The 20658-nt window shown below is 67.2% G+C and carries 19 protein-coding genes; 7 read left to right on the forward strand and 12 right to left on the reverse strand.

Annotated elements, in window-relative coordinates:
- Positions 1-6: 6 nt before the first annotated feature.
- The 3 genes from F3H32_RS01320 (at position 7) to eno (ending at position 3564) form a co-directional block, all read left to right on the forward strand.
- Positions 7-1422, forward strand: coding sequence for a protein adenylyltransferase SelO (locus tag F3H32_RS01320; RefSeq protein ID WP_149763698.1), 1416 nt, complete (start codon positions 7-9; stop codon positions 1420-1422).
- A gap of 15 nt (positions 1423-1437) precedes the next feature.
- Positions 1438-2220, forward strand: a complete 783-nt coding sequence (locus F3H32_RS01325; protein ID WP_115756485.1) for an endonuclease/exonuclease/phosphatase family protein — start codon at positions 1438-1440, stop codon at positions 2218-2220.
- Positions 2221-2286: 66 nt separating this feature from the next.
- Positions 2287-3564 (forward strand): phosphopyruvate hydratase, encoded by a 1278-nt coding sequence (gene eno / locus F3H32_RS01330; RefSeq protein WP_149763700.1) that lies wholly within the window; start codon positions 2287-2289, stop codon positions 3562-3564.
- Positions 3565-3616: 52 nt separating this feature from the next.
- On the opposite strand, the gene F3H32_RS01335 is transcribed toward eno, so the two are convergent.
- Genes F3H32_RS01335 through cysS form a run of 3 tightly spaced genes read right to left on the reverse strand, consistent with a single transcriptional unit; the run spans position 3617 to position 7546 of the window.
- Complete coding sequence (locus F3H32_RS01335; RefSeq protein WP_149763702.1) at positions 3617-4438, reverse strand: squalene/phytoene synthase family protein; 822 nt, start codon at positions 4436-4438, stop codon at positions 3617-3619.
- Entirely contained in the window at positions 4435-6057 is a 1623-nt protein-coding gene (gene cimA, locus F3H32_RS01340) for a citramalate synthase (protein WP_149763704.1), read from the reverse strand. Before cimA ends, F3H32_RS01335 begins: the two co-directional genes overlap by 4 nt.
- A gap of 34 nt (positions 6058-6091) precedes the next feature.
- Entirely contained in the window at positions 6092-7546 is a 1455-nt protein-coding gene (gene cysS / locus F3H32_RS01345; RefSeq protein WP_149763706.1) for a cysteine--tRNA ligase, read from the reverse strand.
- A 156-nt stretch (positions 7547-7702) separates the two neighbouring features.
- On the opposite strand from cysS, the gene F3H32_RS01350 reads away from it, so the two are divergent.
- Complete coding sequence (locus tag F3H32_RS01350) at positions 7703-8044, forward strand: MmcQ/YjbR family DNA-binding protein (RefSeq protein WP_115755830.1); 342 nt, start codon at positions 7703-7705, stop codon at positions 8042-8044.
- A gap of 76 nt (positions 8045-8120) precedes the next feature.
- Here the strand turns inward: F3H32_RS01350 and F3H32_RS01355 are convergent, their stop codons facing one another.
- The 6 genes from F3H32_RS01355 to rmuC form a co-directional block, all read right to left on the reverse strand.
- The gene (locus F3H32_RS01355; protein WP_149763708.1) at positions 8121-8558 is read right to left on the reverse strand and encodes a pore-forming ESAT-6 family protein; all 438 of its coding nucleotides are present in this window, start codon (positions 8556-8558) and stop codon (positions 8121-8123) included.
- A 97-nt stretch (positions 8559-8655) separates the two neighbouring features.
- Positions 8656-9753 carry an ABC transporter ATP-binding protein gene (locus tag F3H32_RS01360; RefSeq protein ID WP_188128556.1) on the reverse strand — a complete coding sequence of 366 codons (1098 nt, stop codon included), beginning with the start codon at positions 9751-9753 and terminating at the stop codon, positions 8656-8658.
- Between the two features lie 65 nt (positions 9754-9818).
- Positions 9819-10625: an ABC transporter permease gene (locus F3H32_RS01365; protein ID WP_115755832.1), complete on the reverse strand. Its 807-nt coding sequence runs from the start codon at positions 10623-10625 to the stop codon at positions 9819-9821.
- Positions 10622-11491 (reverse strand): ABC transporter permease, encoded by an 870-nt coding sequence (locus tag F3H32_RS01370; RefSeq protein WP_149763710.1) that lies wholly within the window; start codon positions 11489-11491, stop codon positions 10622-10624. The genes F3H32_RS01365 and F3H32_RS01370 overlap by 4 nt, the downstream gene beginning before the upstream one ends.
- Positions 11492-11583: 92 nt before the next feature.
- Positions 11584-12024 (reverse strand): secondary thiamine-phosphate synthase enzyme YjbQ, encoded by a 441-nt coding sequence (locus tag F3H32_RS01375; protein WP_223191310.1) that lies wholly within the window; start codon positions 12022-12024, stop codon positions 11584-11586.
- Positions 12025-12055: 31 nt separating this feature from the next.
- A complete protein-coding gene (rmuC, locus tag F3H32_RS01380) occupies positions 12056-13510 on the reverse strand; it encodes a DNA recombination protein RmuC (RefSeq protein WP_223191311.1) in 1455 nt (484 codons plus the stop codon).
- A gap of 166 nt (positions 13511-13676) precedes the next feature.
- Here rmuC and F3H32_RS01385 point away from each other — a divergent pair, with 166 nt between their 5' ends.
- Positions 13677-14225 (forward strand): NADPH-dependent FMN reductase, encoded by a 549-nt coding sequence (locus tag F3H32_RS01385; RefSeq protein ID WP_149763714.1) that lies wholly within the window; start codon positions 13677-13679, stop codon positions 14223-14225.
- Positions 14226-14282: 57 nt separating this feature from the next.
- Here the strand turns inward: F3H32_RS01385 and rpoD are convergent, their stop codons facing one another.
- The 3 genes from rpoD to F3H32_RS01400 form a co-directional block, all read right to left on the reverse strand.
- Complete coding sequence (gene rpoD / locus F3H32_RS01390) at positions 14283-16268, reverse strand: RNA polymerase sigma factor RpoD (RefSeq protein WP_149763716.1); 1986 nt, start codon at positions 16266-16268, stop codon at positions 14283-14285.
- 142 nt (positions 16269-16410) lie between these two features.
- Positions 16411-18333, reverse strand: a complete 1923-nt coding sequence (dnaG, locus tag F3H32_RS01395; protein ID WP_149763718.1) for a DNA primase — start codon at positions 18331-18333, stop codon at positions 16411-16413.
- Between the two features lie 39 nt (positions 18334-18372).
- Positions 18373-18957 carry a TetR/AcrR family transcriptional regulator gene (locus F3H32_RS01400; protein WP_149763720.1) on the reverse strand — a complete coding sequence of 195 codons (585 nt, stop codon included), beginning with the start codon at positions 18955-18957 and terminating at the stop codon, positions 18373-18375.
- Between the two features lie 100 nt (positions 18958-19057).
- Between F3H32_RS01400 and F3H32_RS01405 the strand changes: the two genes are divergently transcribed.
- Positions 19058-19393 (forward strand): hypothetical protein, encoded by a 336-nt coding sequence (locus F3H32_RS01405; protein WP_149763722.1) that lies wholly within the window; start codon positions 19058-19060, stop codon positions 19391-19393.
- Between the two features lie 10 nt (positions 19394-19403).
- The gene (locus F3H32_RS01410) at positions 19404-20567 is read left to right on the forward strand and encodes an alpha-hydroxy acid oxidase (RefSeq protein ID WP_149763724.1); all 1164 of its coding nucleotides are present in this window, start codon (positions 19404-19406) and stop codon (positions 20565-20567) included.
- The last annotated feature ends 91 nt before the right edge of the window (positions 20568-20658 follow it).

Genomic DNA, 20658 nt, shown 5'->3' on the forward strand with positions numbered 1-20658 from the left:
GCCGCGATGATCCGCTTCGACAACAGCTATGCCCGACTGCCGGAAGGTTTCTTCACCCGCACCATGCCGACGCCGGTGCGCGATCCGCAGCTTGTGGCGCTGAACCGGCCGCTGGCCCTGCGGCTGGGGCTGGATGCCGATTGGCTGGCCGGCCCCCAAGGCGTGGCCATGCTGGCCGGCAATGCCATGCCCCAAGGGGCGGAACCCATCGCACAGGCCTATGCCGGCCACCAGTTCGGCGGCTTCGTGCCGCAGCTTGGCGACGGGCGCGCGGTCCTGCTGGGCGAAGTTGTGGCGCCGGACGGCGCGCGCTTCGACATCCAGCTAAAGGGCGCGGGGCCTACCCCCTTTTCGCGCCGGGGCGACGGCCGGGCCTGGCTGGGCCCGGTCTTGCGCGAATATCTGGTCAGCGAGTTCATGGCGGCGTTCGGCATCCCGACCACGCGGGCCCTTGCGGCCGTCACCACGGGCGAGACGGTGATCCGCGAAACCATCCTGCCCGGCGCGGTGCTGACCCGTGTCGCTGCCAGCCATATCCGGGTCGGCACCTTCGAATTCTATGCCGCCCGCGGCGACCGGCAGCGCCTGCAACTGCTGGCCGATCACGTCATCGCCCGGCACTATCCCGACGCCTCGGGCGCGGCCGACCTGCTGCAAGCCGTGGTCGCGCGGCAGGCCGCGACGATCGCCGGCTGGATGGCGCTTGGCTTCATCCACGGGGTGATGAACACCGACAACATGTCGGTTTCCGGCGAGACCATCGACTACGGCCCCTGCGCCTTCATGGACGGCTACCGGCCCGACAAGGTGTTCAGCTCGATCGACGCGCAGGGGCGCTATGCCTGGAACGAACAGCCCAATGTCGCGGTCTGGAACCTGGCGCAGCTTGCCAGTTGCCTGGTGCCGCTGATGGGCAATGACGACGCGGCCGTGGCCGAGGCGACGCGCATCGTCCACAGCTTCCCCGATCTTTATCAGGCGGAATGGCTGGCCCGCTTTGCCGCCAAGCTGGGCATCGCCGCCCCCCGCCCCGAAGACCGCGCGCTGATCGAGCGGTTACTGACGCTGATGGCGGCCGACGAGGCGGATTTCACCCGCAGCTTCGCCGGGCTGGCGGATGGCCGCGCCCGCGACGAATTCGCGGCACCCCAGCAGTTCGACATCTGGGCCCAGGACTGGCGGGCGCGCATCCGCGACCTGCCCGATGCCGCGCAGGTCATGGCGCGCGCCAATCCGCGCCGCATCCCGCGCAACCACCGGATCGAGGCCGTCATCGCCGCCGCGCGCGAGGGCGATCTTGCACCCTTCCACGCGTTGGACGCCGCCTTGCGCGCCCCGTTCGAGGATCGCCAGGAATGGGACCGCTTCGCGCAGCCCCCCACCCCGCAAGAGATCGTGCGCCGCACCTTTTGCGGCACCTGAAACAGCGAAAGGCCCATGCCCGGAAGTTCCTCTCAATTGCGACTGGCCAGCTATAACTTGCACAAATGCCGCGGCATGACCGGCCCGCATGCGCCCGAACGCAACCTACGCGTCATCGCCGAACTGGGCGCGGACGTGGTCGCCCTGCAAGAGGTCGATTTCCGCTTCGGCGCCCGCCCCGAAGCCCTGCCGCGCGCGCTGATCGAAGACACCACCGGCATGGTCCCGGCGCCCTTTCTCGGCACGGGCGAAAATTCGCTGGGCTGGCATGGCCAGACCATCCTGCTGCGCCCGGAACTGCGCCGCTGTGCCCAGATCCGCCGCCTTCCCCTGCCGGGGATCGAGCCGCGGGGCGCCCTGGTGCTGCGCCTGCCCGGCCTGACCGTGGTGGCGGTGCATCTGGGGCTGATGCGCTCGTCCCGGCGCGCGCAACTGTCGCGCATCATCGCCCAGGCGCGGCGCATCGGCCATGATCGCATGGTGCTGACCGGCGATTTCAACGAATGGCACGATTCGCGCGGGCTGGAGGCGCTGGAGGCGCTGCGCGTCGTCACCCCCGGCCCAAGCTGGCCCGCGCCGTTTCCGCGCCTGCGCTACGACCGTTTCGCCGTGTCGCACAGTATCGAGGTGCTGGGCTGCGGCGTGCTGAACAACGACATGGCCCGCCAGGCTTCGGACCACCTGCCGGTCTGGGCCGATCTTGCGGTCGATGCGCATGAGGACGTGCCGCGCGGCTACCAGCCGGCGCGCATCACCTCGCGCATTCCCGGCGCCGATGGGGTGGCGGGGGCGGATTGACGCTTTTCTGCAATTGCGAAGGCGGCTAAACAGCGCCAAAGCTCGTCAGCCAAGGGGGACGCAGACATGACCGCCATCATCGACATTTTCGCGCGCGAGATTCTGGACAGCCGGGGCAACCCGACGGTCGAGGTCGATGTGACGCTGGAGGACGGCACCATGGGCCGCGCCGCCGTGCCCTCGGGCGCCTCGACCGGGGCGCATGAGGCGGTGGAAAAGCGCGACGGCGACAAGGCGCGCTACCTGGGCAAGGGCGTGCTGGAAGCCGTCGCCGCCGTCAACGGCGAGATCGCCGAGAACCTGGTCGGCGAAGATGCGACCGAACAGGTCGCCATCGACCGCATGATGATCGAACTGGACGGCACCCCGAACAAGGGGCGGCTGGGCGCAAATGCCATCCTGGGCGTGTCGCTGGCCGTGGCCAAGGCCGCCGCCGATGCGTGCTCGCAGCCGCTTTACCGCTATGTCGGCGGTGCCGGCGCCCGGGTGCTGCCGGTGCCGATGATGAACATCATCAATGGCGGCGAACATGCCGACAATCCGATCGACATCCAGGAATTCATGATCATGCCGGTCGCCGCGGACGACATCCGCGAAGCCGTGCGCATGGGGTCCGAGGTGTTCCACACGCTGAAAAAGGAACTGTCGGCCGCCGGCCTTTCGACCGGCATCGGCGACGAGGGCGGCTTTGCCCCCAATCTTTCCAGCACCCGTGACGCGCTGGACTTCATCCTCAAGGCCATCGAAAAGGCCGGCTACCGGCCCGGCGACGACATCATGCTGGCGCTGGACTGCGCCTCGACCGAATATTTCAAGGGCGGCAAGTATGAAATGGCCGGCGAACGCAAGTCGCTGAGCCCGGCCGAAAACGTCGACTACCTGGCCGCGCTTTGCGCCGACTATCCGATCCTGTCGATCGAGGACGGCTGCGCCGAGGATGACTGGGACGGCTGGAAGCTCTTGACCGACAGGCTGGGGGACCGCGTTCAACTGGTCGGGGACGACCTCTTCGTGACCAACCCCGCCCGCCTGGCCGAAGGCATCGCCAGAGGCTGCGGCAACTCGCTGCTGGTCAAGGTCAACCAGATCGGCACCCTGACCGAGACGCTGGACGCCGTGCGCATGGCCGACCGTGCCCGCTATACCAGCGTGATGTCGCACCGCTCGGGCGAGACCGAGGACGCGACCATCGCCGACCTGGCGGTGGCGACGAATTGCGGCCAGATCAAGACCGGCAGCCTGGCGCGCTCGGACCGGCTGGCGAAATACAACCAGTTGATCCGCATCGAGGAAATGCTGGGCGCCACCGCCGAATATGCCGGAAAATCCATCCTGCGCGGCTGATCTTCCCACCCGGCCTTGGAACAATCGGGGCGGCCGCGCATGGCCGCCCTTTTCATATCCACCAGCGATGGGTCAGGGCGAATGCGCCAAGCGCCAGGCGGCGGCGGAACTCCGAAGGGGCGGCGCCGGCCAAAGCCTGTGCCCCCCGCGGCGCCGCTTGCAGCACGGCGCGCACCCCCGCCCCGGCAAACAGCACCGGCGCCAGCCGGCGCGGCACCGCGCGGCGCTGCGCCCTTGCCTCGCCCAGCTTCGCCTGCGCTTTCGCCGCGATCCCGGCCAGCGCCTGGGGCGAGGCGTCCCAAAGCCCCAGCCCCATCCCCTGCAAGGCCGGCAGCGCGGCCAGCCAATGCGCCAGCCCCACCCCTTCGGCCTGGGCGGCGATGACTGCCGCCGCAGGCGCGCTGCTTCTTTCGTGCCCAAATATCCCGCGGGGGTCCGGGGGCGCGAAGCCCCCGGCAGCGTCCCGGTCCAGCGCCTCGGCAGCGAAGGATGCCAGCGGCACCGCCGTCTGCCGCACATAGGCCGCAACCGCATCCGGCCCGTCCAGCGGCTGGCGCGCCGCGTCCCGGCGCCGCGCCTCGGCCAGCAGTGCGAAACCGGCGGCGCGCGGCCCCCAGGCCGCGGCCAGCGGCGTCAGCAATTCATGCGATTGCGGCTTGCCGGCGCCGATATCCTCCAGCCGCTCGATCCACCATTGCAGCCGCATCTCGGCGATCAGCGGCTCGGTCGAGGCGAGCGGCGCCCGCGCCAGTTCCAGGTTCAGCGCATAAAGCGTCAGCAGCCGCGGCCGCGCCTCGGGCGCCGCCAGCAGGCAGATGCCGAAACGGTCGGGGTCATGGTCGCGCAGCGCCTGGGCGCAATCCTCCAGGCTCATGCCGGCACCAAACGGTCGCGGACCAGCTTCCAGCGGATCGCATCGACCAGCGCCTCGAAACTGGCATCGACGATATTGGGCGACACGCCCACGGTGGACCAGCGGTTGCCCTGCCCGTCGGCGCTGTCGATGATGACCCGCGTCGTCGCCTCGACCCCCTCGCCGGTGATGCGGACGCGGAAATCGACCAGGTGCATGTCGTCGATGGCGCCCTGATAGGGGCCCAGGTCCTTGGCCAGCGCCCGCCACAGGGCGTTGACCGGGCCGCGGTCCTGGCCCTGTTCGTCCAGGCTTTCGCTGACCGACAGCATCCGCTGGCCGCCGATGCGCACCACCACCACCGCTTCCGAGACCGAGATGCGGCGGCCAAGCGCGTTCTTGCGCCGCTCGACGGTGACGCGGTAGCGCTCGATGGTGAAGTAATGCTGCATCCGGCCCAGTTCGGCCAGGGCCAGCAATTCGAAGCTGGCCTGCGCGCCGTCATAGGCATAGCCCGCATCCTCGCGCGCCTTGACCAGGTCCAGGATGCGCGCCAGGGCCGGATCGTCGCGGCCGACCTCGATCCCCGCCTCGGCCAGGCGGGCGCGCAGGTTCGACTGGCCGGCCTGGTTCGACATCGGAATGACCCGTTCATTACCGACCGTCATCGGGTCCACATGCTCATAGGTCGCCGGGTTCTTCAGGATGGCGCTGGCATGCAGCCCGGCCTTGTGGGCGAATGCCGAAGCGCCGACATAGGGCGCGGGCCGCGCCGGCGGGCGGTTCAGGATATCGTCCAGCCGGCGCGAGATGCGCGTGAGCCCCGCCACCCCCTCGGCCGAAACCCCGGTTTCCAGCGCCGAGCGATAGGGTTCCTTCAACAGCAGGGTCGGGATCAGGCTGGTCAGGCTGGCATTGCCGCAGCGCTCGCCCAGGCCATTGAGCGTGCCCTGCACCTGCCGCGCCCCGGCATCGACCGCGGCCAGCGTGCAGGCCACGGCATTGCCGGTATCGTCGTGGCAATGGATGCCCAGCCGCTCGCCGGGAATGCCGGCCGCGATCACCGCGCGCGTGACCTGCCCCACCCGCCGGGGCAAGGTGCCGCCATTGGTGTCGCACAGCACGATCCAGCGCGCGCCCGCCTCATGCGCCGCGCGCAGGCAGGCCAGGGCGTAATCCGCGTCCTCGTCATAGCCGTCGAAGAAATGCTCGGCATCGAACAGCGCCTCGCGCCCCTGGGCCACGACATGCGCGACCGAGGCGCGGATATTGCCCAGGTTTTCGTCCAGCGAAATCCCCAGCGCCTCGCGCACGTGAAAGGGATGGGTCTTGCCGACCAGGCAGACGGCGGGGGTGCCGGCATTCATAACCGCCGCCAGCACGTCGTCGTTTTCGGCCGAGCGGCCGGCGCGCTTGGTCATGCCGAATGCGGTCATGGTGGCGCGGGTCGCAGGCGCCTGGGCAAAGAAATCGCTGTCGGTCGGGTTGGCGCCCGGCCAGCCGCCCTCGATGTAATCGACGCCCAGCCGGTCCAGCATCCCGGCGATCTCGGCCTTTTCGGCGGCGGAAAACTGCACGCCCTGGGTCTGCTGCCCGTCGCGCAAGGTGGTGTCGTAAAGATATAGGCGCTGGCGCGTCATCGGGGCGGCCCCTTTTCGGCTGGCTGGCATGCGGTTATCCGGGCAGTCTGGCGGCGTCGAAATCGGGACCGGGCAGAAGCTCGACCCCGGCGGGACCCATGCGCACCTCGACCCCGGCGGCCAGCAGGCGCTGCTTGAGCGCGTCGACGGCCGAGAAATCCTTGCTGGCCTTGGCTTCGATGCGCAGGGCATTCATCCGTTCGGCCAGTTCCGAAAGCTTTGTGGCGTTCTCGACCGCCGCGCGCCGGCTGAGGCGTTGTGGGTCCAGTTCCTTGAAACCGAGGAAATGGAGTGTGTCGAAGAACGACAGAACCAGATCGCTATCCGCCGGATGGTTCGCGGAAGAGATTTCCTGGGCCATTTCGTAAAGGCGGGTAAGGGCATTCGGAGTATTGATGTCGTCCGCCAGTGCTTCAATGATCCGCTGGTCAACCTTTGTGCCGTCGAACTTCGGGAGGGGATCCGAAAGCTTGTGCCTCCTTATTCGACCCCAGTTAGCTAGGTGATGTGCCGCGTTTTGCCGCTTGCTCTCTGTCCAATCCATAGGGCTGCGATAATGGGTCTGCATGAACACCAACCGGATCACCTCGCCCGGAATACCCTGGTCCAGAAGATCGCGGACGGTGAAGAAATTGCCCAGGCTCTTGGACATCTTCTTGCCCTCGACCTGCAACATCTCGTTATGCAGCCAGATATTGGCGAAATCGCCATGCGGATGGGCGCAGCAGCTTTGTGCGATCTCGTTCTCGTGATGGGGGAATTGCAGGTCGATGCCGCCGGCATGGATGTCGAAGCTTTCGCCCAGAAGCTCGTAGGACATGGCCGAGCATTCGATATGCCAGCCTGGACGGCCGCGGCCCCAGGGGCTGTCCCAGCCCGGCAGCCCGGCATCCGAGGGCTTCCAGAGCACGAAATCCATCGGGTCTTCCTTGAAGGGCGCGACCTCGACGCGGGCCCCGGCGATCATGTCGTCCACCGACCGTCCCGAAAGCTTGCCGTAATCGGCAAAGCTGCGCACCCGGAACAGCACATGGCCGTCGCGCGCATAGGCATGGCCGCCATCGACCAGCGTCTGGATCATGGCGATCATCTGGGAGATGTAATCGGTGGCGCGCGGCTCGTGATCGGGCCGCATCGCCCCCAGCGCGTCCATGTCGGCGTGATACCAGCCGATGGTTTCACGCGTGCGCTCGCGGATCAGTTCCTCCAGCGTGCCGGGGGCGCCGGCCTGCTGGCGGGCCAGGGCGGCGGCGTTGATCTTGTCGTCCACATCGGTGAAGTTGCGCACATAGGTGACGTGGTCCGCGCCATGGACGTGGCGCAAAAGCCGCACCAGCACGTCGATCACCACCACCGGCCGGGCATTGCCCAGATGCGCCCGGTCATAGACCGTCGGCCCGCACAGATAAAGCCGCACGTTCTGCGGGTCGATGGGGCGGAAAACCTGTTTCCGGCGCGTCCTGGTATTCGTCAGCCTGATCTCGACCATGACTTCCCCTTTGCGGGCGCCGTCAGGTCACGATGAACCGCCCGCCTGAATTTTCAGCCGGTAATGATGCAGCGGATGGTGGCGGTTCCTGCCTTCATGCGCCCGCCTTAACGCATTGGCTTGCCTATGCCAAGAGAGGCTGCAACACTTGGCCGCATGAGCCGCGAACTGGTCAATGAAATCTGCGCCGGGCAGCCTGGGGCCGAATGGTCGGACCCCTGGGGCGGCGGCCATGACTGCTGGAAGATCGGCGGCAAGAGCTTTGCCGTCACCGGCACGGCGGGCACGCATGTCTCGGTCAAGACCGACAGCGCCGAGACGGCCGCTTTCCTGATCGAGACCGGCGTAGCCGAGCGCGCGGCCTATCTGCATCGTAGCTGGGTGGCGCTGCCGCTGGATTCGGCGCCCGATGAACTGGCGCATCGCATCCGCCATTCCTATCGGCTGGTGCGCGGGGGCCTGCCGAAAAAGGTTCAGGCCGAACTGCCGCCCATGTGACGAAAAGGGCCGGCCCCGAAGAGCCGGCCAAAGGCGAAGGGCCGAGCGACTGGCCCCGCGCCGAATCGTCCTGCGATCAGGCCGGAACCTGCGCGGCAAGCTGTTGCAGCAAGCCTTCCATCTGCTGGCAGAGCGCCTCTTCGGTGGTGTTCTGCTCTTGTGCGGCGTCCTCAAGCCGACGCTCGACGCCCATGGCCGAAACGGTGCCTTCCTTGCCCTTGGCCTCGGCCGCCTCGCCCTTGGCGCTGTCGCCGGCCGGGATCATCGCCAAAAGCTTGGTCTGGATCTCGACCGCCTTGCCGTCGATATGGCCCTGTTCCTGGCAATAGGTCAGGACGCCCAACTGGTTGCGCGCGCTTTCATAGGCAGCGCCGCTGTCCTGTTCGGGCGCGGCCGGTGCCGCCTCGGTCGTGGCCGGGGCGGCGGGCGCGGCCGGGGCCGCTTCCTGCGCCAGCGCGATGCCTGCGGTCAGGCCAAGGGCCAGGGCGGGCAGGATTGCGAAACGTGCGATCATCTCGATCTCCGTCTGTTGCGTGGTGCGCGGACTGTGGCATGGGGGCGCCAGCGCCGCAAATCGGCTCGGCGGAATGCCGCAGCCGCCTGCGCGCCGATCAGCGGAAAAGCACCAGAGATCCGGGGGACCAACTCACATTCGCGCGGGTGCCCACGTCCTGCACCTCGCGGCCAAAGACGTTGCGCATGGCGATGCGCACCGGGCGCGCCTGGCCGTCGAACCCGGCGGAACCGTCCAGCCGCACGTCGTAATAGGTCATGTCGCCGTAATAGACGACCTCGTCGATCACGCCTCCGGCCACCCGATTGGCGGTTTGCGCCCCCGTCGCCAGCAGCGACACCGCCTCGGGGCGGAAACCGACCGAAGGGCCGGCGTCGCCGGGATCGGCGCGGCTGACATTGGCCATGGGTATATCGACGCGGCCCAGGCCCGGCGCCTCGATCTGCACGGCCTCGCCCGTCTCGCCCAGGACGCGGGCCGGCAGGAAGTTCATCACGCCGATGAAATTCGCCACCCGGCGGCTGGTCGGACGGGCATAAAGCGCCTCGGGCCCATCCATCTGCGCGATCTGGCCCTCGAACATGACGGCGATGCGGTCGGACATGACCAGCGCCTCCTCCTGGTCATGCGTGACCAGGACGAAGGTGATGCCGACCTGGCGTTGCAGCTTGATGAGCTCGACCTGCATCTGCTCGCGCATCTTGCGGTCCAGCGCCGAAAGCGGCTCGTCCAGCAACAGCACCTTGGGCTTCAGGATCAGCGCACGGGCCAGGGCCACCCGCTGCCGCTGCCCGCCCGACAGCGCATGGCTGGCGCGGCTGCCATAGCCTTTCAGCCCCACCATCTCCAGCGCCTGTTCCACCGCCGCGGCCTTTTCGGCGCGCGAACGCGGGTCGCGGCGCAGGCCGAAGCCCACGTTCTCGGCCACGGTCAGGTGCGGGAAGATGGCATAGGACTGGAACACCATGTTGGTCGGTCGCCGGTTGGCCGGCACCTCCTGCATGTCCTGCCCGTCGATCAGCACCACGCCCGAGGAAATATCCTCGAAACCCGCGATGGTGCGCAGAAGCGTGGTCTTGCCGCAACCCGAGGGGCCCAGCAGCGAAAAGAACTCGCCCGAGCGGATGGTCAGGTCGATGCCGCGCAGCGCGTGATAGTCGCCGTAATGCTTCTGCACCTGCCGGATCTCGATCATCGGGCGCGCGCCGGCCATGGCGGCGCGATGGGCGGCGGTGGTCTTGGGGCCCGGGTTTTGGGTCGTCACAGGAAGCCTCCGGTATCCTTGGCGCCGGTCTTGGCGATGCCGCGGCGGCGGAAATATTCGGCGATGGTCAAAAGCAGGATCGACATCAGCACCAGCACCGTCCCCAGCGCCATGATCATCGGGATCTGCTTGGGAAAACGCAGCTGGCTGAAGATATAGGTGGGCAGCGTCGGTTCGTTCCCGGCCAGGAAGAAGGCGATGATGAATTCGTCCAGGCTGATGGTAAAGCTCATCAACAGCGACGAGATGATCCCCGGCATGACCAGCGGCAGGATCACCAGGCGAAAGGCGCTGATCCGCGTCTCGCCCAGGTCATAGGCCGCCTCTTCCAGCGAACGGTCCAGCGAGTTGAAGGCGGTGGACAGGATCACCGTGGCATAGGGCATGCAGATCAGCGTATGGCCCAGGATCACCGTCAGGATGCTAAGCTGCACCCCCAGCGACAACAGCACCACCAGAAGCGAGATCGAGACGATGATCTCGGGCAGCACCAGCGGCAGCATGATCAGCCCCATGATCGGCCCCTTGCCCGGAAAGGCGAAGCGGGTCGAGGCGCGGGCGGCAAACACCCCCAGGCAGGTCGCCAGGATCGAGGAACTGACCGCGATAAGCAGCGAATTGGTCAGCGCCCGGCGCAGCGAGGCATTGCCCCACATCTGCGCGAACCATTCCGTGGTCACGCCTTTCAGCGGAAAGGCGATGATCGTGCCCGAGTTGAAGGCAAAGATCGGCAAAAGCAGGATCGGCGCGTAAAGGAACAGCAGATAGACCAGCGCATAGGCGCGCAAGCCGCCGCCCTTCATTGCCGCACTCCCAGGAAACGCCGGTTCAGCGCGACAAAGGCCAGGCTGATGACCGCGACGATCAGCATGGCCGTCACCGCCAGCGCCGAGCCCATCGGCCGGTTGTCCAGATCCAGCATCTGCGCCTGGATCATGTTGGCGATCATCGGGATCTTGCCGCCGCCGATCAGCGCCGGCGTCACATAGTCGCCGATGGTGGGGATAAAGACGATCAGCGCCGCCGCCACCACACCCGGCATGGCCAAGGGCAGGGTGACGCGCCAAAAGGTGACCGCCCGGCTTTCGCCCAGGTCGCGCCCAGCCTCCAGAAGCGAGCGGTCGATCTTTTCCAGCGCGATGAAGATCGGCAGGATGGCAAAGGGCGCATAGGCATGGGCCAGCGTGATCACCATGGCGTTGACGTTGTAAAGGATGAAGGTCAGCGGCTGCTCGATCAGCCCCAGCGTCTTCAGCCCGGAATTGATGACACCGTTATAGCCCAGGATCACCTTCCACAGGAAAACCCGGATCAGGTAGCTGGTCCAGAACGGGATGGTGATCAGGAACAGCCACATGGCCTTTTTCTGCGGCGAGACGGCAAAGGACAGGAAATAGGCCACCGGAAAGGCCAGCACCACGGTGGCCAGCGTCACCAGCGCCGCCACCCCAAGCGAGCGCAGCATGATCTTGTGAAAGATCGGGTCGGACCAGACGGTGCGGTAATTCTCCAGCGTGAATTCGCGGACCACCGTCAGATAGCCGTCCTTGAAAAAGGAATAGGCCAGGATGGTCAGCAGGGGCGCCGCCAGCACCAGCACGGCATAGCCCAGGGGCGGCGCCACCAGGGCCAACCCCTGTGCCGTCTGAGATCGGTTTCCTGACGCCATGCCCCGCCCTGTGAATCCCTGTCGCTTGATCTGGCAGGTTTCCATATCCGCGCCGCAAGGAAAAGGGCTTTCCTGCCGCCGGCTTGCCGCTTTCACCCCGGCTGGAAATGCGCCCCCACCTCGCGTTGATGCGGATGGGCCCGGTGTTCGACCAGGTAGATGCCCTGCCAGGTGCCCAGCCCCATCCGCCCGCCTGCCACGGGAATATTCAGGCAGACCGGCAGGATCGCGGCCTTCAGATGCGCGGGCATGTCGTCCGGCCCCTCGGCGCGATGCGTCAGGTAGCGCATCGACGGATGGTCGGCCGGCGGCGCGATCCGGTCCAGCCAGGCCAGCAAGTCGCGCTGCACGTCCGGGTCGGCGTTCTCCTGCACCAGAAGCGAGCACGAGGTATGGCGCACGAACAGCGTCACTACCCCCTCGCTTGCGCCGATGCCGCGCAGCCAGGCCGCCACCTCGGCGGTGAAATCATGGCAGGCCGGCCCGCGGGTCTGGATGGCAAAGCTGGTCCTCAAAGCGTCACTTCCCGCCATGTGTTTCGCCGTTTCACAAATACCCAATGCGCTACTCCGCCGCCTCGCCGGGCGCTTCCAGCGACTCGACCCCGTCATGGTCCAGCGCGATCCGCTTTTGCGTGCGCGCGCCCAGGTCGCGCAGCATCTCGGCCTGGCGGATGACGTTGCCGGGGCCGCGGGTCAGCCGGTCCATCGCCGTGGCGTGGCTTTTCTGCGCCCGCTCCAGCGCGCTGCCCACATCCTCGACCGCCGAGACGAAGCCGTGCAGCTTGTCGTAAAGCTGGCCGGCGCGGGCGGCGATCTGCATGGCATTCGATTCGCGCCGCTCGACCGTCCAGATATGGTCGACGGTGCGCAGGGTCAGCATCAAGGTGGTGGGCGTGGCCAGCCCGACGCGGTTTTCCAGGGCAAAGCGCGCCAGGTCGGGATCGACGCGCAGCGCCTCGGAAAAAGCGCCCTCGACGGGGATGAACATCAGCACGTAATCCACCGAGCCGCCGTTTTCGCCCTGGGCGTCCAGCGCCTGATAGCCCTTGGCGGCAAGCCCCGCCACATGGGCGCGGACCGCGGCGACATGGCGGCGCAGCGCGGCGTCGCGGCTGGGCAGGTCCTGGGCATTCACCGCCTCTTCATAGGCGTTCAGAGAGACCTTGCTGTCGATCACCAACAGCTTTTTCTGCGGCATCTTCACGATCACGTCCGGGCGCCACAGCTTGCCGTCGCCGTCGCGATGGCTTGACTGCGTGTCGTAATGCGTGCCGGCGATCAGGCCGGAATCCTCAAGGATGCGCTCCAGGATCATCTCGCCCCAGGCGCCGCGCTTCTGGCTGTCGCCTTTCAGCGCGCGGGTCAGCGCCACCGCCTCGCGCGAGATGTCTTCGGAGCGCTTGTGCAGGTATTCGATCTGCTCGCGCAGCCTGGCGCGTTCCTCGTCGGTGGCCTTGTTGCGGGCCTGAAGCTCGGTCTGGAAGCGGTTGACCTGTTCGCGAAACGGGGTCAGCAGCGCCGAAAGCTGCTCTCCATGCGCTTTTTGCATCTCGCTGCCTTGCGATTTCAGCGTCTCATGGGCCAGCAGGCGGAACTGGCCGGACATTTCTTCGCGCAGTTCGCGCAGGGTAGCGATATCGCGCTCGGCCGCCTGGCGGTCCTTCTGCGCCGCCAGCCGGGTTTCTGCCAGGTCGCGTTCCAGCCGCGAGACCGACTGGCGTTCGCGATGCAGCGCATCGGTCAGCCCGTCGCGTTCCTCGCCCAGTTCCTGCAAGCGCTGGGACAGCGATTCCGCCCGCGTCTCCACGCGGCTGGCGACCAGAAGCTGATCGCGCAGCCCGGCCGATTCGGCATCCAGCCGCGCCTGCAACGCCGTTTCGCGGCCCTGGGCCAGCGTGGCGGCCGCCTGGGCCGAACGCCGGGTTCGCCACAGCGCAACAAGGCACAGCGCCAATCCCGCCAGCGCCAGGATCAGCAGCAGGCGAAGATTGCCCGCATCCGCAAGCCATGGCAGCATATTTCCCGCTTCATTCATGCGTCCCGGCGCCCTTGTCCCGATCGCGGTCCCGCGCCGCTTGCCGGCAACTGTTCACCTTTTCCCCCAAAATTGCAAGCGCGCCCCCCTTTCCCCGGCTCGCGCCGCTGCCTAGCTTGCGCGGGACAACCGCAAAAGGAGATCAGGCATGGTCAAGACAGTCGCCGTCATGGTGGGATCGCTGCGCAAGGATTCGCTGAACCTCAAGCTGATGAAGGCATTGCAGAAGCTTGGCGAAGGCCGGCTGGAGTTCCACCTGCTGCATATCGGCGATCTGCCGCATTACAACGAAGAGCTTTGGGCCGATGCGCCGGAATCGGTGCTGCGGCTCAAGGATCGGATCGAACATTCCGACGCGGTGCTGGCGATCACGCCGGAATTCAACCGCAGCTATCCGGGCGTCATCAAGAACGCCATCGACTGGGCCACCCGCCCCTATGGCCAGAACTCCTGGAAGGGCAAGCCGGCGGCCGTCACCGGCACCTCGCCCGGCGTGATCGGCGCGGCCATGGCGCAGGCGCGGCTGAAAAACGACCTGGTCCATGTCGGCACGGTGATGATGAGCATGCCCGAAGCCTATATCCAGTGGAACGCCGAGGCCTATGCCGCCGATGGCAGCGTCACCGACGAAAAGACCGCGAAATTCCTGCAATCCTATGTCGATGCCTTCGCGGACTGGATCGAAAAGCACGGCTGAAGCCGGAATGACGAAGGCCGCGCCCTGGGGCGCGGCCTTTTTCGCTGGTCGGGGCGCTTACTGGTCCAGGAAGCTGCGCAGCTTGCGCGACCGGCTTGGATGCTTGAGCTTGCGCAGCGCCTTGGCCTCGATCTGGCGGATGCGTTCGCGGGTCACGCTGAACTGCTGGCCGACCTCTTCCAGGGTGTGGTCGGTGTTCATGCCGATGCCAAAGCGCATGCGCAGCACCCGTTCTTCGCGCGGGGTCAGGCTGGCCAGGACGCGGGTCGTGGTTTCCTTCAGGTTTTCCTGAATGGCCGAATCCAGCGGCAGGACGGCGTTCTTGTCCTCGATGAAATCGCCAAGCTGGCTGTCCTCCTCGTCCCCGATCGGGGTTTCGAGGCTGATCGGCTCCTTGGCGATCTTCATCACCTTGCGGACCTTTTCCAGCGGCATTTGCAGCTTTTCGGCCAGTTCCTCGGGCGTGGGCTCACGGCCTATCTCGTGCAGCATCTGCCGGCCTGTCCGCACCAGCTTGTTGATCGTCTCGATCATGTGGACCGGGATGCGGATGGTGCGGGCCTGGTCGGCGATAGAGCGCGTGATCGCCTGCCGGATCCACCAGGTCGCATAGGTGCTGAACTTGTAGCCGCGCCGATACTCGAACTTGTCCACGGCCTTCATCAGGCCGATATTGCCTTCCTGAATGAGATCAAGGAATTGCAGGCCCCTATTCGTGTATTTCTTGGCGATGCTGATGACCAGGCGCAGGTTCGCCTCGACCATTTCCTTCTTGGCCTGGCGCGATTCCTTTTCGCCGCGCTGGACCTGGCTGACGATGCGACGGAATTCCTCGATGTCGACGCCGACATGCTGGCCGACCATGGCCATTTCGCTGCGCAGGTTTTCCACCTGCGGGCGGGATTTCTCGAACAAAGCCTGCCAGCCGCGGCCCTTGTGCTGCATCATCCGCTCGACCCAGGTCGGGTCCAACTCGCTGCCGCGATAGGCGTCGATGAACTCGCGCCGGTTGATGCGCGCGGCATCGGCCAGTTTCACCACGTTGGAATCGATGGTGACGATGCGGCGGTTGATGCCATAGATCTGGTCGACCAGCGCCTCGATGCGGTTGTTGTGCAGGTGCAGTTCGTTCACCAGCGCGACGATGCGCGAGCGCAGCACCTGATAGGCGCTTTCCTGCGCCGCCGAGAAGGTATCGTCCTCGTTCAGGGTCGCCGACATGCGGTTGTCCTGCATGTGCGACAGTTCTTCATAGCCCTGGGCGATGGCTTCCAGCGTCTCCAGCACCTTGGGCTTGAGCGAGGCTTCCATGGCGGCCAGCGACAGGTTCTGGCCGTCGTCTTCGTCCTCGTCCTCCTCGCGGCCCATGGGGTTGCCGTCGGCGTCAAGCTCTTGGGTGTCGCGCGCGTGGCCGGTGCTGGCGGCGGCGGGGGTTTCGGTGGGCAGGACTTCTTCTTCCTCGCCCTCCTCCTCGTCCATCGAGCGGCCGAAGGTGGTTTCCAGGTCGATCACGTCGCGCAGCAGGATGTCTTCGTCCAGAAGCTCCTGGCGCCACATGGTGATGGCCTTGAAGGTCAGCGGGCTTTCGCACAGGCCGGCGATCATGGTGTTGCGCCCGGCCTCGATGCGCTTGGCGATGGCAATCTCGCCCTCGCGCGACAAAAGCTCGACCGAGCCCATCTCGCGCAGATACATGCGCACCGGGTCGTCGGTGCGGTCCAGCTTTTCCGTCTCGGCGGTGGCGACCGTCAGTTCGCGCGAGGTCGAGGCGGTGGTGGCCAGTTCGCCGCCCGGTTCGGCCTCTTCGGCCTCTTCGTCGTTCTCGACCACGCGGATGTCCATCTCGGACAGCATGGACATGACGTCCTCGATCTGGTCCGAGCTGACCTGTTGGGGCGGCAGGACGGCATTGAGCTGGTCATAGGTGATGAAGCCGCGCTCGCGCCCTTCGGCGATCATGCGCTTGACCGCGGCCTGCGACATGTCCAGCGAATGATCGTCATCCTTGGGCTCGGGCTTCTGGTCTTCGTCGTTGGCTGCCATGCTGGCTCCCTTGAAGCGGTGATTCGCGAATCGGCGAATCGGGATCGGCTATCGGCCGGTTCTAACCGAATCGCGGGGCAGTTCAAAGCCCGCGGTCCGGCAGCGGCCAAGGTGATTCGGCGCGGCGCGATGCGCGCGCCCTTCAGCGGCGCGGCTTGCGCCAGATCTCGTTCTTCAGCGCCGCCTCCAGGATGGCCCGGTATGCGTCGCTGTTCTCGCCCAGGTCCGACAGGTCGGCCAGCGAAGGATGGTCGGCCTGCTGGCGGGCACGGGCGGATTGCGCCATGCGCCAGGTCAGGCCCTCGTCGGCCAGCCCCTCGATCTCGGCCTCGGCGCGGGCTATTTCCTCGCGCCCGGCGCGGCGGGCCTCGATCCGGTCCAGGGCGTTGGCAAGGATTTCCGCGGCGGCGTCGCCGTCATGCGGGCGCAGGATCGCCGGGGCCGCCCTCACATGGGGGTCGGCCATGATGCTTTCAAGGGCGCGCTGCCCGGCCTGGGACTGCGTCCCCGACAGCAGGTCGTGGATCAGCGCCGCGCGGTCGGCGTCCCGCGGCTCCAGCCGCTCCAGCCGCGATTCGACCGGGGCGATCAGGCCGGGATGGGTGGCGCAGATGGCCAGGACCATGGCCTCGATCAGCGCCTCGGCCTCGTGCTCGCCGGCTTCGGGAGAGGACAGGCGCGAGGCCCGCGTCGGCGGCGCGGGCGCCACCGGCTGGAAGCGCGCGCCCCGCCCCTGCCAGCCCTCGCGCGCCGGGCGCGGCGACGCATTCTGGTTGCGGCGGGGACCGAACATTTCCCATTTCAGGTTGCGCAGGACGCTTTGGTAATGGTCGCGCGTGTCCTTGTCGGGGATCCTGGCCACCGCCTGCGCCAGCGCCTTGTCCAGCGCCGCCCGCCGTTCGGGGCTGTCAAAGACCCGCCCCTCGGTCTCGCGCCGCCACAGCAGGTCGATCAGCGGCCGCGCCTCGTCCAGCAAAGCGGCCATGGCCCGCGGTCCCTGCGCGCGGATCAGATCGTCGGGGTCCAACCCCTGCGGCAGAAAGGCGAATCGCAGCGCCTGCCCCGGCCCGGTCATCGGCAGCGCCAGGTCGATCAGCCGCATCGCCGCCCGCAGCCCGGCCTGGTCGCCGTCCAGCGCAATCACCGGCTCGGGCGAGATGCGCCACATCAGCCGCAACTGGTCCTCGGTGATGGCGGTGCCCAGCGGCGCCACCGCGCCCTCGAAACCCGCGCGCACCAGGGCGATCACGTCCATATAGCCCTCGGCCACCACCAGCGGCCTGCCCTTGGCCACCGCCGCCCGCGCCGGGCCGATATTGTAAAGGTTGCGGCCCTTGTCGAACAACGCCGTCTCGGGGCTGTTGAGGTATTTCGCCCGCGCATTCGGGTCCATCGCCCGGCCGCCGAATGCGATGCAGCGCCCGCGCCCGTCGCGAATCGGAAAGATGATGCGGCCGCGAAAACGGTCAAAGGGCGCGCCGCCGTCATCGGGCTTGGCCGCGAGCCCCGCCTCGACGATCAGCGCCTCGGCGATGCCCTTGGCGCGCAGGGCGTGGTAGAGGCCCTGGCGCTGGTCCGGGGCATAGCCGATGCCAAAGCGTTCGCAGGCGGCCGTATCCAACCCGCGCCGGTCCAGATAGGCGCGGGCCGGTTCGGCCGCGCCCATGCCCAGTTGCATTCGGAACCAGCGCACCGCCTGTTCCATCACCTCGACCAGTTCCGTGCGGCGGTCGGCGCGCTGCACCTGGCGGGGGTCGCGCTCGGGCATCGGCAATCCGGCTTCGGCGGCCAGCAATTCGACGGCTTCGATGAAGCCCAGCCCCTCGGCCTCGCGCAGGAAGGTCAGCGCGTCGCCTTTGGCGTGACAGCCGAAGCAGTAATAGAACCCCTTCTGGTCATCGACATGGAACGAGGGGGTCTTTTCGCCGTGGAAGGGACAGGGCGCCCACCAGTCGCCCTTGGCCTGGTTCGAGCGGCGCTGGTCCCACACCACCTTGCGCCCGATGACGCGCGACAAAGGCACGCGGGCGCGGATCTCGTCAAGGAATTGCGGAGGCAGGCTCATGCCGTCTTATATCGGATCGCGGCCGCCGGTTGCAAAGGGTCATGCGCCGACCGCACCGCGCACCAGGTCCCAATAGACCGCCACGACCCGGTCCTGGTCCAGCCGCCCGCCTTCGCGATACCAGTTGGTGACGCCGGTCAGCATGGCGATCAGCGCCATGGTGGCCAGCCGCGTGTCGGGCACCGCCATCGTGCCCTCGGCCTCGCCGGCGATCAGGATCGCTTCCAGCGCATCCTCGTAGCGGCGGCGCAGGGCGGCGATCTGGGCGCGGTTTTCCGCCGTCAGGTTGCGCAGTTCCATATAGGACAGGAACACCGCCTCGGGTCGCTCCAGGCTGGTCTGGATGTGAAAGCCCAGGAACGCCCTTAGCCGGTCTAGCGCCGGGCGCGACGGATCGTCCTGCCAGGCGGCCAGCAAATCCTCCATATGGCTGCGCAGCAGGTCGGCCAGCAGCGCCTGCTTGTCGGCGGTATAGCTGTAAAGCGTGCCGGCCTGCACGCCGACCTCGGCCGCGATCTGGCGCATCGAGACGGCGGCAAAGCCGTGGCGCGCGAAAAGCCGGCGCGCGGCGTCGCGGATCAATGGTCCGGTGATCTCGGCCCTGGAGCCATGGGTTCGTGCCATCCCGCCTTCTAGGCAGCGCGCCGCGGCAAGGAAAGAGCGCATCTTGCCCCCGCCCGGCCCGCGGGCCTATGGTCCGGCGCATGGATTTCGGGGAACGGGCATGAGGCGGATCTGGGGCGCGCTGCTGCTGGCGGGATTGGCGGGATGCGGCGATATGGTGGGCGATTATCCTGCGCTGATGCCGACCGACCGGCTGCTGGCCGAACCCGCCCTGCCCGGCCATGCCGGCGACGCAGCCCGCGACCCCGCGGCGATGGGCAGCGCGCTGGATGCGCGCGGGCAGTCCCTGGCCGGCCGCGCCCGCAGCGCCCCCGCGGCAGCGGATGGCGAATTGCAGCGCCGCGCCCAGGCCCTGCGCGCCCGCGCCCGCGCGCTGTCGCAGCAATCCCCGGCCGAAGACTGCCCCGAGGGCAGCGCCGATTGCGCGCCGAATTAAGGAGAACCCCATGCCGGTCATCACCTGCATCGACGATCTGAAGGCGATCTATCGCCGCCGCGTGCCGCGCATGTTCTACGACTATTGCGAAAGCGGCAGCTATACCGAGGGCACCTTTCGCGACAATTGCAGCGATTTCCAGCGGATCAAGCTGCGCCAGCGCGTTGCGGTGGACATGACCGGGCGCAGCACCGAAAGCACCATGGTCGGGCAGCGCGTCGCCATGCCGGTGGCGCTGGCCCCGGTCGGCATGACGGGAATGCAATCTGCGGATGGCGAGATCAAGGCGGCGCGGGCCGCCGCGGCCTTTGGCGTGCCCTTTACCCTGTCCACCATGTCGATCTGTTCGATCGAGGACGTGGCCCAGGCCACCCAGGCGCCGTTCTGGTTCCAGCTTTACGTCATGCGCGACCAGGAATTCATGGAAGCGATCATCGAGCGGGCGCGGCGCGCCAATTGCTCGGCCCTGGTGCTGACGCTGGACCTGCAAATCCTGGGCCAGCGCCACAAGGATCTGAAGAACGGGCTGTCCGCCCCGCCGCGGCTGACCCTGCCGGTGCTGCTGGACCTGGCGACGAAATGGCGCTGGGGCATGGGGATGCTGCGCACCAAGCGCCGCTTTTTTGGCAATATCGTCGGCCATGCCAAGGGGGTGGGCGATCCCTCGTCGCTGGTCGCCTGGACGGCCGAGCAGTTCGACCCGCAGCTTGACTGGGGCAAGATCGCCCGCATCCGCGACCTCTGGGGCGGCAAGCTGATCCTGAAAGGCATCAACGACCCCGAGGATGCCCGCATCGCCGCGGATTTCGGCGCCGATGCGATCATCGTCAGCAACCATGGCGGCCGGCAGTTGGACGGCGCGGTCAGCGCCATCCGCATGCTGCCCGAAATCGTCAAGGCGGCGGGCGACCGGGTCGAGATCCATCTCGACAGCGGCATCCGCTCGGGCCAGGACGTGCTCAAGGCGCTGGCGATGGGGGCGCATGCCACCCATATCGGCCGCGCCTATATCTATGGGCTGGGCGCCATGGGCGAGGTCGGCGTGACCCGCGCGCTGGAGGTGATCCAGAAGGAACTGGACATCACCATGGCGCTGTGCGGCGAACGGGACGTCAAGAACCTTGGCCGCCACAACCTGCTGGTGCCGCCCGATTTCCTGCAACCCTGGCACTAGGTTGCGGACTCATAATTCCTCATCCACAGCCTTGAGCATGCCATGAGGACGGCGGCGAGGTAGTTTTCCGCCGTCTTCTCGTATCGGGTGG

Source organism: Paracoccus thiocyanatus (genome assembly GCF_900156255.1).
Lineage (GTDB): Bacteria > Pseudomonadota > Alphaproteobacteria > Rhodobacterales > Rhodobacteraceae > Paracoccus > Paracoccus thiocyanatus.

Excerpts from the sequence above, each read along its gene's own strand:
- F3H32_RS01320 (WP_149763698.1), top strand. The coding sequence starts at position 7 with ATGATCCGCTTCGACAACAGCTATGCCCGACTGCCGGAAGGTTTCTTC.
- F3H32_RS01325 (WP_115756485.1), top strand. The coding sequence starts at position 1,438 with ATGCCCGGAAGTTCCTCTCAATTGCGACTGGCCAGCTATAACTTGCAC.
- eno (WP_149763700.1), top strand. The coding sequence starts at position 2,287 with ATGACCGCCATCATCGACATTTTCGCGCGCGAGATTCTGGACAGCCGG.
- F3H32_RS01335 (WP_149763702.1), bottom strand. The coding sequence starts at position 4,438 with ATGAGCCTGGAGGATTGCGCCCAGGCGCTGCGCGACCATGACCCCGAC.
- cimA (WP_149763704.1), bottom strand. The coding sequence starts at position 6,057 with ATGACGCGCCAGCGCCTATATCTTTACGACACCACCTTGCGCGACGGG.
- cysS (WP_149763706.1), bottom strand. The coding sequence starts at position 7,546 with ATGGTCGAGATCAGGCTGACGAATACCAGGACGCGCCGGAAACAGGTT.
- F3H32_RS01350 (WP_115755830.1), top strand. The coding sequence starts at position 7,703 with ATGAGCCGCGAACTGGTCAATGAAATCTGCGCCGGGCAGCCTGGGGCC.
- F3H32_RS01355 (WP_149763708.1), bottom strand. The coding sequence starts at position 8,558 with ATGATCGCACGTTTCGCAATCCTGCCCGCCCTGGCCCTTGGCCTGACC.
- F3H32_RS01360 (WP_188128556.1), bottom strand. The coding sequence starts at position 9,753 with ATGATCGAGATCCGGCAGGTGCAGAAGCATTACGGCGACTATCACGCG.
- F3H32_RS01365 (WP_115755832.1), bottom strand. The coding sequence starts at position 10,625 with ATGAAGGGCGGCGGCTTGCGCGCCTATGCGCTGGTCTATCTGCTGTTC.
- F3H32_RS01370 (WP_149763710.1), bottom strand. The coding sequence starts at position 11,491 with ATGGCGTCAGGAAACCGATCTCAGACGGCACAGGGGTTGGCCCTGGTG.
- F3H32_RS01375 (WP_223191310.1), bottom strand. The coding sequence starts at position 12,024 with ATGGCGGGAAGTGACGCTTTGAGGACCAGCTTTGCCATCCAGACCCGC.
- rmuC (WP_223191311.1), bottom strand. The coding sequence starts at position 13,510 with ATGCTGCCATGGCTTGCGGATGCGGGCAATCTTCGCCTGCTGCTGATC.
- F3H32_RS01385 (WP_149763714.1), top strand. The coding sequence starts at position 13,677 with ATGGTCAAGACAGTCGCCGTCATGGTGGGATCGCTGCGCAAGGATTCG.
- rpoD (WP_149763716.1), bottom strand. The coding sequence starts at position 16,268 with ATGGCAGCCAACGACGAAGACCAGAAGCCCGAGCCCAAGGATGACGAT.
- dnaG (WP_149763718.1), bottom strand. The coding sequence starts at position 18,333 with ATGAGCCTGCCTCCGCAATTCCTTGACGAGATCCGCGCCCGCGTGCCT.
- F3H32_RS01400 (WP_149763720.1), bottom strand. The coding sequence starts at position 18,957 with ATGGCACGAACCCATGGCTCCAGGGCCGAGATCACCGGACCATTGATC.
- F3H32_RS01405 (WP_149763722.1), top strand. The coding sequence starts at position 19,058 with ATGAGGCGGATCTGGGGCGCGCTGCTGCTGGCGGGATTGGCGGGATGC.
- F3H32_RS01410 (WP_149763724.1), top strand. The coding sequence starts at position 19,404 with ATGCCGGTCATCACCTGCATCGACGATCTGAAGGCGATCTATCGCCGC.